Origin of the sequence: Streptomyces sp. NBC_00358 (genome assembly GCF_036099295.1) — a bacterium.
GTDB lineage: Bacteria > Actinomycetota > Actinomycetes > Streptomycetales > Streptomycetaceae > Streptomyces.
This window is the reverse complement of sequence record NZ_CP107976.1, coordinates 6,129,130-6,141,254: the sequence shown is the minus strand read 5'-3', so window position 1 is coordinate 6,141,254 and position 12,125 is coordinate 6,129,130. Positions and strand designations below refer to the sequence as shown.

Here is a 12,125-nt window from a genome sequence, read left to right as displayed (position 1 = left end):
CAGAGCCTGGGCGGATTCGCGGCCCTTGAGAGACGTAACGACTGCAGACATACGGGCACGCAGCTTGCATAGTAACCGCAGGCGGTACACGCCCCAAAAGGTGATCTTGTCCGGGCCGAGCCCTGAGGGTCCTGCCGGTGGTCGGGGTGGCGGGATTTGAACCCACGGCCTTCCGCTCCCAAAGCGGACGCGCTACCAAGCTGCGCCACACCCCGTCGGTGCGACACGTAGGGTACATGCCCGCAGGCGGCACGGCGGCCGCATTTCGGGAGCGCCGACGCGGGCGGGAACGGGGTGTGCGATGTGGGCGGTCGACCCGCTACGATGCATTCTGTGCCGGGGTCACTGACCTGCGGCGCGTCCTGTGCGGGCGTAGCTCAATGGTAGAGCACTAGTCTTCCAAACTAGCTACGCGGGTTCGATTCCCGTCGCCCGCTCCATATGACGTAGGGCCAGGCCGGAGGTTAATTCCTCCGCCTGGCCCTTGTCGTTTTCCGGGGGTTCCACCTCTGGGCCCGGGCCGCCGTACGGGGGATGATCCGGCCGTGCGTACACGACGAGAGGTCCGCTGGGTCCTGTGGGGACTGTGGCTTGCGTGTCTGGTGTTCTCCGTCTGGTTCCTCGCGGAGGTGATCACGCTGTTCCTGCGGGCCGAGTCCTGGTGACGCGGACGGCCCGGCGGACGATTCGGACGCGGCCGGCGTCGCCCCTCGGCCGCTCCGGGCCCCGGCATACCCGTGCGGGCACCCCGAGGCTCCGGGCGCCCAGATCTCCGTGACCGGCGCGTCGAGGCGGTGGCGGGCGTTCGGCGCAGGGCGGAGCGCGCCCCCGCGCACGTCCTCGATCCGGCGGTGGGCGGCGCTCGCCGCGTCCCGTTCAGAAGCTGATCGAGTTGATGGTCTGCGCTATCGAGTCGAGGAACCGGCTGATGGACGGCGCCATGCCGGTCGACGCGAGGAAGAAGCCGAAGAGCACCGCGACGATGGCAGGTCCCGCCTTGATCGATCCTCCTCGGATCAGTACCACGAGGATGATCGCCAACAGCAGCACCACTGACAGCGAAATGGCCACAACTGATCACACCCTACGGTCGGTCCGCTCTCCCGGCCCGGAGGTGCAGCCCCGCACACCCCCGCCAGAACCATCGTGCCACCAACCGGCCACTCGTATGCGACAGGTGACGCATCGTCGGGCAGGACCGGACCCGTGAACCGACCGGGGACCGACCGGCACGACACGGCACACCCCTCCCCCGGCCCCGCGGAACACGTCAACCGCGGCGCCCCGTAACGCAATTGGAGGGTGTGCCCGCACAGTGAATTCATGGCGACCGTTGCCATGTCCACACATCCCGTTCGCAGGTAATTCGAATTGTTGTCACAGGTCACACGGCGGGCATGGAACACTGGTGACCAAAGCCCATTCAACCGGACATAGTGTAGGTGTCGCCCGCGGGCGTTATGCACCGCTTAGTCAGTATGAAGTAGGACAGAACGACCGTAGCCAGTAAGCGAATCGATATACGGAAACTCTTGCGGACCGGCAGGCACACATCTCCAAATCGAGGGTAGGCGCAGGCGATAAGAAGATATGAGATCGCGCGTTTTACGAGAACGCACAGACGACGCTAGGGTGCCTCAGATGTTCCACGCCGCCACGCCCCCCGTACGCGCAGCGAGGTCCAGGACCGTCTCCCGGAGTTCTTGGCGGGAGGGCCTGTGACCAACTCGCTCCGAGCCCAGGGCCACCACAGATCACCGCTCCCGCCGGCACAGCAGCCGGCGGACGGGGTACCGGCCCCTCGCCCGCCCCGGACCTCCGCGGTTGCCACCGCCGACACCGCCGGCGCCGCGCCGGGCGACAAGCCCGCCCAGCGGCGCGACGCCTTCTTCGACAACGCCAAGTACCTGGCGATCGTGCTCGTGGCCATGGGGCACTCGTGGGAGCCGCTGAAGGGCCAGAGCCGCGTCCTGGAAGCGCTGTACACGGTCGTGTACACCTTCCACATGCCGGCCTTCATCATCATCTCCGGCTACTTCTCCCGCAGTTTCGACATGCGCCCCGACCGCCTGAAGCGACTGGTCACCGGCGTCGCCGTCCCGTATGTCCTGTTCGAGACGGCGTACTCCCTCTTCGACCGCTGGGTCGGAGGCGACTCCGGCCAGGACATCAGCCTGCTCGATCCCTGGTACCTGACCTGGTTCCTGGTCGCGCTCTTCGTCTGGCGGCTGACGACCCCCCTGTGGAAGCTGGTCCGCTGGCCCCTTCCGGTGGCCCTGTGCTGCGCGCTGCTCGCGTCCGTCTCACCCGACATCGGTGACGACCTGGACCTCCAGCGGGTGCTGCAGTTCCTGCCGTTCTTCGTCCTCGGCCTGTGCATGAAGCCCGAGCACTTCCAGCTGGTGCGCCGCCGCGAGGTGCGCATCCTGTCGGTGCCGGTCCTCGCCGCGGCGCTGGCCGTGGGCTACTGGGCGGTGCCCCGGATGAACACCGCCTGGTTCTACCACCGCGACAGCGCGCAGGAGTTGGGCGCCCCCTGGTGGGCCGGTGTCGTCATGACGCTCGCGCTCTACGGCTGCTCCCTGGTGCTCACCGCGTGCTTCTTCGCCTGGGTGCCGCGGCGCACGTTCTGGTTCACGGCGCTGGGCGCGGGCACGCTGTACGGCTATCTGCTGCACGGCTTCGTGGTCAAGGGGTCCGACTACTGGGGCTGGTTCGACCACGGGTGGCTGCACAAGCCGCTCGGTGAGCTCTTCGTGACGGTCGCCGCCGCCGCGCTCGTCACCGTCCTGTGCACGCGGCCCGTCCAGCGGCTCTTCCACTTCGCGATGGAACCGAAGATGGCGTGGGCGTTCAAACGGGACGCCGCGGACATCGCCCGGGATCGGGCGAAGGCCAACGCCTGACCGGCCGACCGGTGCGGACGCAAGAAGCAGGACGAAGCAGGATGAAATAAGGGGCGGGCCCGGATATCCGGGGCCGCCCCTTACGTATGGCCGTGACCGTAGGGGCCCCTGGCGGCGGACTGCCACCGGTGTTCAGCTCGGCGGCAGTCCCAGCAGGGTGCGCATCGTCGCGTACTTCTTGGTCAGGCGGGCCCGGGTGTGCTCGTCGAGGACCGCGAGTCGGCTCGGGTCGGCGTTGTGCGCCAGGTCGGACGCCTTGACCAGCAGGGCGCCCCGGGTGGTGCGGATGCGCCGCGCGTACGACTCCGGGGACTCGCCGTCCTGTTTGGTGAGTGCCAGCACGATGTCCTTCGTACCGGCGGTCAGCGCGGCTTCGTTCAGCCAGTCCTCGGAGAGGGCGTCGTCCTCGACGGCGTCGTGCAGCCAGGCCGCCGCTATCTGGTCGTCGTCACCGCCGCGTTCGCGGACGCCGTCCGCCACGGCTTGCAGGTGCTCGGTGTACGGCCGGCCGGCCTTGTCGGTCTGGGCGGCGTGCGCCGTGCGGGCGAGCGCCTCGACTTCGGCCAGGGTCAGGAGAGGTTGCGTCACGCGATCAGTGTCTCCTCGGTACGAGCCGCTGCCGCCGCGTTGCCGAAATCCGTGGGGCGCGGTCAGCGTACCGGTGTCAGACCCTCGCGGCAGATGAGCAGCAGGGCCCGGTCGTCGTTGACGTCCCTGGCCACCGCCTCGATGAGATGCCAGGCGGCGCCGTGGAAGCCGCCGGCGACATAGCGGTCGGCCTCGCCGGTGAGCCGGTCGATGCCCTCGACGATGTCCCGGTCGGCGGTTTCGACCAGACCGTCCGTGAAGAGCATCAGCACGTCTCCGGGCCGCAGCGAGCCCTTGACCGGGTCGAACTGGGCTCCGTCGTACACGCCCAGCAGGGGACCTTCCGCCGCCTTCTCCTCCCAGCGGCCGCTGCCCGCGCTGAGCTGAAGGCCCGGCGGGTGTCCGGCGGAGAAGAGTTCGTAGTCGCCCGAGTCGAGGTCGAGCACCAGATGGATCGAGGTGGCGAAGCCCTCGTCCCAGTCCTGGCGCAGCAGATAGCCGTTCGCGGCGGGCAGGAAGGCGTGCGGCGGCAGTGAACCGAGGAGGCCGCCGAAGGCTCCGGACAGCAGCAGGGCGCGTGAACCCGCGTCCATCCCCTTGCCGGACACGTCGGTGAGGACGACTTCGAGGGTCCGGCCGCCGTTCGTCCGCGCGGCCACGACGAAGTCCCCGGAGAAGGACTGCCCGCCCGCCGGGCGCAGCGCCATCTCACGGTGCCAGCCGAGCGGGAGCTTCGGCAGCTTGCTCTGCACCCGGATACGTTCGCGCAGGTCGAAGAGCATGGTGCCGCCGCGCCGCCAGGGCACGCCCACCCGGCTGCGGAACTGTGCGATCAGCAGTCCGAAGAAGCCGCAGGCCGCGACCACGAGGACCACGCCCGGGGTGACCCGGGACGGACCCTCCGTGTACGGGCCGAGCTTCACGGACTCCACTATCAGCGCGGTGGCGGCGGCCGCGTACAGCCCGAGCAGGCTGGCGGGCCGGAGCAGCAGGCCGCCGGCCACGATCGGCAGGACCAGGGCGGAGGGCGAGCACCACACCGAGTTCACCAGGGTCGTGGAGGCGATCACCGGGATCGTGATCAGCAGTCCGGCCAGCGCGATCCAGTCCGAACCGTCCCCGCGGAAGTAGTCGACGGCGGATCTGCGCAGCCCTGTTCGGGCCCGGTGCCACTGCTTCTTCAACCGGGCCGTGAACGTGTCGGCTTCCGCGCGCCGCTGTCGTCCTGCTGCCATTAGTTCGGGACCCTATCCATCGGACCAGGTGCTTGGCACGGGAGGTCCCACTTGTCCCCCCTCCGAGCGCTCAACTTCACAGAGAACTGCACAGGCACGTTCCGGTCCGGGGCCGTGGCGGCCGGGCGAAAATCCTTCGCTCGTACCGCATTGCCCTGGTAGGGATGGGCTATGACGACTGACGTTCGGGTGCTGCGGCAGGCCGACTGGGACAAGTGGTACGACAACCTGATCCGCGCGTTCGGAGGTGTGGCGGAGTCGTCCGAGGAACGCGAACTGTGGAACGCGCTCACAGAGTACGACCGTTCGCTCGGGGTGTGGGACGGCGAGGAGTGTGTGGGTACCGCGGGGGCCTTCTCCTTCCGTGTCACGGTCCCGGGCGGCGCGTCGGTACCGGCGGCCGGGATCACCGCGGTGAGCGTCGCGGCCACCCACCGGCGGCGCGGGGTGCTCACCGCGATGATGCGCCGGCAACTGGACGACATCCGTGCCTGGAGCGAGCCGCTCGCCGTCCTCACCGCGTCGGAACCGGCGATCTACGGGCGGTTCGGCTACGGCATCGGGACCCTGCAGATCCGCGCGGAGATCGACACGAGCCGCGTGCGTCTGTCCGTGCCGCCCGGGACCGACGACGTACGGCTGCGCTACGCGGTGCCCGAGGAGGTGCTGGACGCGTGCGAGGCGGTGTACGCGCGGCTCGTCCCCGAGCGTCCCGGGATGCTGGCCCGGCAGCCCGGATGGCAGCGGCTCGGGACGCTCGACCCGGAGGCCGAGCGGAACGGCGCGTCACCTCTGCAGTGCGTGGTGGCGGAGCGGGACGGCGAGGTCGTCGGATACACGCGTTTCCGGGTGAAGCCGGACTGGGGCCCGTCCGGGCACAACGGGGCGGTGATGATGGTGGATCTGGAGGGAGTGGACCCGGCGGCGCGGGCCGCGCTGTGGCGGTTCCTCTTCGACATCGACCTGACGACCACTCTGCAGACGCGGGGCCGCCCCGTGGACGAGGCCTGGCAGCACATGGTCTCCGACATCCGCCGCTGCCGGCTGCAGATGAAGGACGCGCTGCACGTACGGCTCGTCGACGTCGGGGCCGCGCTGGAGGCACGTACCTACCAGACCCCGGTGGACGTGGTGTTCGAGGTCGAGGACTCCTTCTGCCCCTGGAACGAGGGGCGTTGGCGGCTCACCGGCGACGCGAAGGGGGCGTCGTGCGTCCGGACCGAGGACTCCCCGGATCTCGCCCTGTCCGTACGGGAGTTGGGCGTCGTCTATCTCGGCGGGGTGTCGCTGGCCTCGCTCGCGGCGGGCGGCCTGGTGCGTGAACTGCGGCAGGGCGCGCTGGCGGAGGCTTCGTCGGCGTTCGCCTCGACGGTCGCCCCCTGGCTGCCGCACGGGTTCTAGGACCGGGTGGCCGTCCCGCCCGCCGGGTTCCGGAACGGGATGGCCGTCCCGCCCGCGGCGGTCCCGACTCGGCCCGGACCCAGGCCTGTTGGCAGCCCGTTGCTCAGGCCTGCTGGCAGGTCGGGCACCAGAAGAGGTTGCGGGCGGCGAGATCGGCGGTGCGGATCTCGCCGCCACAGATGTGACAGGGCAGATCGGCCCTGCGGTACACGTAGACCTCGCCGCCGTGGTCGTCCACGCGCGGCGGGCGGCCCATCGCCTCCGGGGTGTGTTCCGGACGGACCGTGTCGATGCGGTTGTTGCGGACGCCCTCACGCATGAGATCCACGAGGTCGGACCAGATCGCGTCCCACTCCCTCGCGCCGAGTTCCCTTCCGGTGCGGTACGGATCGATGCCGTGCCGGAAGAGGACCTCCGCGCGGTAGACATTGCCCACGCCCGCGATGACCTTCTGGTCCATGAGCAGCGCGGCGATGGTCGTACGGCTGCGGGAGACCCGGCGGTAAGCCGCCGAGGGGTCCGCGTCCGGGCGCAGCGGGTCCGGGCCGAGGCGGTCGTGTACCGCGCGCTTCTCGTCGTCCGTGATCAGGGCGCAGGTGGTGGGGCCGCGCAGATCGACGTACGCGGTGTCGTTCGCGAGGCGCAGGCGGACGGTGTCGGTGGGCGGCGGGGCGGGCATGCCGCCGAAGCCGACCTTGCCGAAGAGGCCCAGGTGGATGTGGATCCACTGCGACGGGCGGAAACCGAGGAACAGGTGCTTGCCGTGGGCCTGGGCCGCCGTCAGCACCGATCCGTCGAGGAGGGCCGCGGCGTCACCGAACTTGCCCTGGGGGCTGGTGACACGGACGCCGCGGCCACCGAACGCGGCGAGGCAGTCCTCCGCGAGCCGGTGAATGGTGTGCCCCTCGGGCACCGCTCCTCCTGCTGTCTGTCGTCCGACGACCAGTCGGACGGGCGGTGCCGTCGCCTACGGCTGCTGCGGGTGATGGGCGGGGATCGGCGGGAGTTCCCGAGTCTTCTCGTAGTCCGCGAGCATCTCGATGCGGCGGACGTGGCGCTCCTCGCCGGTGAAGGGAGTGCCGAGGAAGGTCTCGACGAACTTCGTCGCCTCCTCCTGGGTGTGCATACGGGCGCCCACGGAGATGACGTTGGCGTTGTTGTGCTCGCGGCCCAGCGCCGCGGTCTCCTCGCTCCAGGCGAGTACGGCCCGTACGCCGGCGACCTTGTTCGCGGCGATCTGCTCGCCGTTGCCCGAGCCGCCGATCACGACGCCGAGGGCGTCCGGGTCGGCCACGGTGCGCTCCGCCGCGCGGAGGCAGAACGGCGGGTAGTCGTCCTGGGCGTCATAGATGTGGGGCCCGCAGTCGACGGGCTCGTGGCCGGCGGCCTTGAGCCACTCGACGAGGTGGTTCTTCAGTTCGAGACCGGCATGATCGGAGCCGAGATACACGCGCATGGTTCGAGTGTGACACGACGGTTTCCGATCGGCCTCGCCGGGGCAGGCGCTGGAAAAACACGAGCAATCCTATAGAACCTCAAGGAAACCTCAAGTAACGATCTGGATTCAAAGGTTCACGAATTCCTTTGCCTCCGTTTCACTGGACCAACTCGTACGCCGGTCCACACGATGGATCAGAGCGCGCCCCGTACACCGCTCGTACGGGTTGGGCGCTCTGTACGGGAATCTGCTCATCCGGCGCAAAGGAATCCCCCTCATGACCTCGCAGCCGACCCCCACGAAGGCCGCACAGGCCCCCGGAGGCCCCGGAGAACCCGGTGGCGGCCTCCAGGCCGGGCTCAAGAACCGTCATCTGTCGATGATCGCGATCGGCGGCGTCATCGGCGCCGGGCTCTTCGTCGGCTCCAGTACCGGCATCGCCACGGCGGGCCCCGGCATCCTTCTCTCGTACGCGCTCGTCGGCACGCTCGTGGTGCTGGTGATGCGGATGCTCGGCGAGATGTCCGCCGCCAACCCGACGTCGGGCTCGTTCTCCGCGCACGCCGACCGGGCGCTCGGCCGCTGGGCCGGCTTCTCGATCGGCTGGCTGTACTGGTTCTTCTGGGTGGTGGTGCTGGCCGTGGAGGCCACCGCCGGCGCCAAGATCCTCGAAGGGTGGATGCCCGGCGTACCGCAGTGGGGCTGGGCGCTCATCGTGATGGTGGTGCTCACGGCCACCAACCTGGTATCGGTCGGCTCGTACGGCGAGTTCGAGTTCTGGTTCGCCGGGATCAAGGTCGTGGCGATCGGCGCGTTCATCCTGGTCGGCGCACTCGCGATCTTCGGGGTGCTGCCGGGTGTGGACGCCCCGAAGGCGGGCCTGGGCAATCTGACCGACCACGGCGGCTTCCTGCCGCACGGTCCCGGCACGATCCTCACCGGTGTGCTGCTGGTCGTCTTCTCCTTCATGGGCAGCGAGATCGCGACCCTCGCGGCAGGCGAGTCCGAGGACCCGCAGCGGGCCGTCACCAAGTCGACGAACAGCATCATCTGGCGTATCGCCGTCTTCTACCTGGGCTCGATCCTCGTCGTCGTCGCCCTGCTGCCGTGGAACGACCCGTCCATCAAGGACAAGGGCTCGTACGTCGCCGCCCTTGACTCCCTCGGCATCGCGCACGCCGGTCAGATCATGAACGTCATCGTGCTGACGTCCGTGCTGTCCTGCCTCAACTCCGGCCTCTACACCGCCTCCCGGATGGCCTTCTCGCTCGGTCAGCGCGGCGACGCGCCGAAGGCGTTCGCCAGGACCACGCGGCGCGGTGTGCCGATGACCGCCATCGTCGTCTCGGTCGTGTTCGGCTTCGTGGCCGTCTTCTTCAACTACAAGTTCCCGGACTCGGTCTTCCTCTTCCTGGTCAACTCCTCCGGTGCGGTCGCCCTGTTCGTGTGGCTCGCCATCTGCTTCTCGCAGCTCCGGATGCGGAAGATCATCCAGCGTGAGGCGCCGGAGAAGCTCGTGGTGCGGATGTGGCTCTACCCGTACCTGACCTGGGCGACCGCCGCGATGATCGTCTTCGTGCTCGGCTACATGCTGACCGACACCGAGCACGACGGCCGGGAGACCGTACTGCTCTCGCTGCTCGTCGCGGCGATCGTGCTGGTCATCGCGTTCGTCCGGCAGAAGACCGGGGCGGGCGCCCGGCCGTCGGCGCGGCCACTCGCGAGCGGGGCTCGCGACGAGGAGCGCGACGACAGGACCCAGGCCGAGGTCGGCGCCTGACCCGCCGCCGAAGCCTGAGCGAGGAGGGGCCCGTGGCGTGTCCGCCCCGGGCCCCTCTCCGTACCCCTGCTTCCCCCCTGCTTCCCCCTGCTCCACCCCTGCTTCACCCCGCCTTCCGGTGAGCCGGGACGGCGGCCGGCGGCTCACAGCACGGTGAAGCTGTTCTCGACCCGGTCGTAGACCTTGAGCGCCTGGCCCTCGGTGTCCTGGTGGTACCAGGTGTTGATCTGGTACGACGTTCCCTCGGCGTCGAAGCCGAGCAGCCGTGCGTGCCAGTGCACCCCCTTGAGCGTGAAGGTGTACTCCCAGACGATCGCGGTCCGGCCCCGGAACGTCGTCTCCTCCAGCCGGATCTTCCGGTAGTCCTGCCCCTGGTGGGCGTTCTGCTCGGAGGTCGTCCAGGTGTCCATCAGATTCCCCTTGGCGAGGGAGGACTTGGCCACGAGTTCCTGGGCCCCGTCCGGCGCGGTGTAGTGCACCTCGGAGCCGGTCTGCAGATCTCTCCGCCAGCCCCTGGGCGTCACCCACGCGTATCCGCCGGCCTCCCGGTGCGCACCCGGGGGCAGGCTGGGCGGGCGTGAGGTGCCCTCGACGGTGGGTGACGCGGACGAGAGGCCGCCGGTGGTGGCGGTCTTCGACGCGGACGGCCCCGCGGCGGCCCCGGTACTGCCGCCGGGCGATCCGCCGGTCGTCGCGACGACGATCCAGGCGACCGCTCCCGCCGCGACGACCCCGGCGGCGGCGAATCCGATACGCCGTCCGTCCCGGCCCCGCCTCCGGCCCTCGTTCCGGCCCCGCCTCTTCCGCCCGCCCTCGCTCGCGCTCCGCCCGTTCTCGGAGCCGGACGGTACGGCGGGGCCCGGGAGTTCACCTGGGGGCGGGGCTACGGGCACGGGTGCCGTGGGCAGTTGAGAGGCGAGACGCGAGCCGGACTCCGCCCGCGGTTCGGACGGGGTCCGCGAGCCGGGCTCCGTGCGCGCCTCGGAGGGGACTTCGGTGGAGGCGTTGGCTGTCGACGACGCCTCGGAACCCCGGGCGGCGGCTTCGGGTCCGGAGCCCCCGGAGTACTCCGGGGAGCGCGCCCGAGAGTCCATCCGGAAGTCGGGCGGGCTCTTCCGGGGCGAAGTACGCCGGACCGGAACGGCGTCGTGCACGGAGTAGTACTCCGGCTCGATTCCGGGTTCGGGGCGGACTTCGAGGTCGGGGCGGGGTTCCGGGCGGGATTCCGGGTGGGGTTCCGGGTCGGGTTCCGGGTCGGGCTCGGGTTGGGATTGGGGTTGGCGTCGAGCTTGAGGCTGGGGTTGGGGTTGGGGTCGAGCTTGGGGCTCGGGCCGAGGTTGGGGATCGGAGGCAGGTTCGGGCTCGGGCTGGGGTCGCGGCCGGCGCTCGGGATCGGGGGCGGGCTCGGGCCGAGGTTGGGGATCGGGGGCGGGCTCGGGTCGGCGGTCGGCGAAAGGTGCCGGTCCCGGCCGTCGCGGATCGCGGGCGGCGACGGGCTCGCGCACCGGGGTCGGACCGTGCGCCGGAGCAGGATCGGACGCGGGGGTCCGCTCGGACGCGCTCCCGGACCGCTGCCCGGGATCCGGCTCGCTGTCTGCCTCACGGTCCGGAAGGGGGCCCGGATCCTGGTCCGGAAGGGGGCCCGGATCCTGGGCCAGGTCCTGGCCCGGGTCCTGGGCCGGGTCCCGGGCCGGAACACAGTCCGGAGCGAGGACCGGATCCTGGCCCGGAACACGGCCCGGAGCGTGGCCCGGAGCGAGGACCGGGTCCTGGCCCGGAATACGGCCCGGATCCTGGCCCGGAGCGAGGCCCGGGTCCTGGGCCGGAACTCGGCCCGGAGCGTGGCCCTGCTCCGGGGTGGGCCGCGGCGCGTGCTCGGGTTCTGGGACGGGTGGGTGCGCGGGACCCCCGGGAAGGGGCTCACGCACGGTCTCGGACTCGACCCGGGCGGCGACCTCGTACGCGGACCCGCCGGTCGCCGGTCCGGCGGGACTCCGGGTGCTCCTCACCGGCGGACCGACGAGTTCCCCAAGTCCCGCCTCGAGTTCCTCCAGATCGGGTCGCGTGGTCGGGTCCTTCTCCAGGAGGGCGGCCAGTATCTCTCGTAACTCACCTGCGCCAGACGGGAGTTCAGGCTCCTCGTAGAGAACCGCGTGCAGGGTCGCGAGGGTGGTGGAGCGGGAGAACGGGGAGCGGCCGCCGAGGGCCGCGCAGAGCGTGGCGCCGAGGGACCACACGTCGGAGGGCGGGCCCTGCGGGCGGCCGGAGATCCGCTCGGGCGCCATGTAGTCGGGGGACCCGACGAGCATCCCGGCCATCGTGAGCGCCTCGGCGTCCTGGAGCGCGGCGATCCCGAAGTCGGTGAGGACCACACGCCGGCGTGCGGCGCGCTCGACCAGGACGTTGCCCGGCTTGATGTCGCGGTGCAGCACTCCCTGGGCATGCACCTGGCGCAGCGCCCCGACCAGTTCGAGTCCGACCCGGGCCGCCTCGCGCACGTCCAGCGGCCCGTCCTCGACCACGATCCGTTCGAGGGAGCGGCCCGCGACGAGCTCCATGACGATCCACAGCCGCTCGCCCGCGTCCACCACGTCGTAGATGCGGACGACATGGGGATGGTCGATCCGCGCCGTCGCCCTCGCCTCGCGCAGCGTGCGTTCCCGGCGCGTGCGGGTGTCCTCGGGATCGAGTCCGTCTATGCGCATTTCCTTGACCGCGACCTGCCGGTCGAGCATTTCGTCGGCGGCTCGCCACACCCGCCCCATTCCCCCCTGACC

9 protein-coding genes and 2 tRNA genes are annotated in these 12,125 nt (G+C 70.4%); 4 read left to right on the top strand and 7 right to left on the bottom strand.

Annotated elements, in window-relative coordinates:
* Positions 1-138: 138 nt before the first annotated feature.
* Positions 139-215, bottom strand: a tRNA-Pro gene (locus OHT01_RS26145).
* A 151-nt stretch (positions 216-366) separates the two neighbouring features.
* On the opposite strand from OHT01_RS26145, the gene OHT01_RS26140 reads away from it, so the two are divergent.
* Positions 367-440: transfer RNA gene (locus tag OHT01_RS26140), tRNA-Gly, on the top strand.
* A gap of 436 nt (positions 441-876) precedes the next feature.
* Here OHT01_RS26140 and OHT01_RS26135 read toward each other — a convergent pair.
* Positions 877-1,071, bottom strand: coding sequence for a hypothetical protein (locus OHT01_RS26135; protein WP_328555556.1), 195 nt, complete (start codon positions 1,069-1,071; stop codon positions 877-879).
* A 647-nt stretch (positions 1,072-1,718) separates the two neighbouring features.
* Between OHT01_RS26135 and OHT01_RS26130 the strand changes: the two genes are divergently transcribed.
* Positions 1,719-2,906: an acyltransferase family protein gene (locus tag OHT01_RS26130; RefSeq protein WP_328555555.1), complete on the top strand. Its 1,188-nt coding sequence runs from the start codon at positions 1,719-1,721 to the stop codon at positions 2,904-2,906.
* A 132-nt stretch (positions 2,907-3,038) separates the two neighbouring features.
* Here OHT01_RS26130 and OHT01_RS26125 read toward each other — a convergent pair whose 3' ends face one another.
* Positions 3,039-3,494: an HD domain-containing protein gene (locus tag OHT01_RS26125; RefSeq protein WP_328555554.1), complete on the bottom strand. Its 456-nt coding sequence runs from the start codon at positions 3,492-3,494 to the stop codon at positions 3,039-3,041.
* A 62-nt stretch (positions 3,495-3,556) separates the two neighbouring features.
* Positions 3,557-4,729, bottom strand: coding sequence for a PP2C family protein-serine/threonine phosphatase (locus OHT01_RS26120; RefSeq protein WP_328555553.1), 1,173 nt, complete (start codon positions 4,727-4,729; stop codon positions 3,557-3,559).
* A 171-nt stretch (positions 4,730-4,900) separates the two neighbouring features.
* Between OHT01_RS26120 and OHT01_RS26115 the strand changes: the two genes are divergently transcribed.
* Positions 4,901-6,130, top strand: coding sequence for a GNAT family N-acetyltransferase (locus tag OHT01_RS26115; RefSeq protein ID WP_328555552.1), 1,230 nt, complete (start codon positions 4,901-4,903; stop codon positions 6,128-6,130).
* A 103-nt stretch (positions 6,131-6,233) separates the two neighbouring features.
* Here OHT01_RS26115 and OHT01_RS26110 read toward each other — a convergent pair whose 3' ends face one another.
* A complete protein-coding gene (locus OHT01_RS26110; RefSeq protein WP_328555551.1) occupies positions 6,234-7,043 on the bottom strand; it encodes an Fpg/Nei family DNA glycosylase in 810 nt (269 codons plus the stop codon).
* A gap of 54 nt (positions 7,044-7,097) precedes the next feature.
* Positions 7,098-7,586 carry a ribose-5-phosphate isomerase gene (locus OHT01_RS26105; protein ID WP_328555550.1) on the bottom strand — a complete coding sequence of 163 codons (489 nt, stop codon included), beginning with the start codon at positions 7,584-7,586 and terminating at the stop codon, positions 7,098-7,100.
* A gap of 259 nt (positions 7,587-7,845) precedes the next feature.
* On the opposite strand from OHT01_RS26105, the gene OHT01_RS26100 reads away from it, so the two are divergent.
* Positions 7,846-9,348 carry an amino acid permease gene (locus OHT01_RS26100; RefSeq protein WP_328555549.1) on the top strand — a complete coding sequence of 501 codons (1,503 nt, stop codon included), beginning with the start codon at positions 7,846-7,848 and terminating at the stop codon, positions 9,346-9,348.
* A gap of 143 nt (positions 9,349-9,491) precedes the next feature.
* Here the strand turns inward: OHT01_RS26100 and OHT01_RS26095 are convergent, their stop codons facing one another.
* Positions 9,492-12,113, bottom strand: a complete 2,622-nt coding sequence (locus tag OHT01_RS26095) for a serine/threonine-protein kinase (RefSeq protein WP_328555548.1) — start codon at positions 12,111-12,113, stop codon at positions 9,492-9,494.
* Positions 12,114-12,125: the final 12 nt, after the last annotated feature.

Bases quoted from the DNA above. Each gene is read 5' to 3' on its own strand.
- OHT01_RS26115 (WP_328555552.1), top strand. From the start codon at position 4,901: ATGACGACTGACGTTCGGGTGCTGCGGCAGGCCGACTGGGACAAGTGG.
- OHT01_RS26105 (WP_328555550.1), bottom strand. From the start codon at position 7,586: ATGCGCGTGTATCTCGGCTCCGATCATGCCGGTCTCGAACTGAAGAAC.
- OHT01_RS26095 (WP_328555548.1), bottom strand. From the start codon at position 12,113: ATGGGGCGGGTGTGGCGAGCCGCCGACGAAATGCTCGACCGGCAGGTC.
- OHT01_RS26100 (WP_328555549.1), top strand. From the start codon at position 7,846: ATGACCTCGCAGCCGACCCCCACGAAGGCCGCACAGGCCCCCGGAGGC.
- OHT01_RS26120 (WP_328555553.1), bottom strand. From the start codon at position 4,729: ATGGCAGCAGGACGACAGCGGCGCGCGGAAGCCGACACGTTCACGGCC.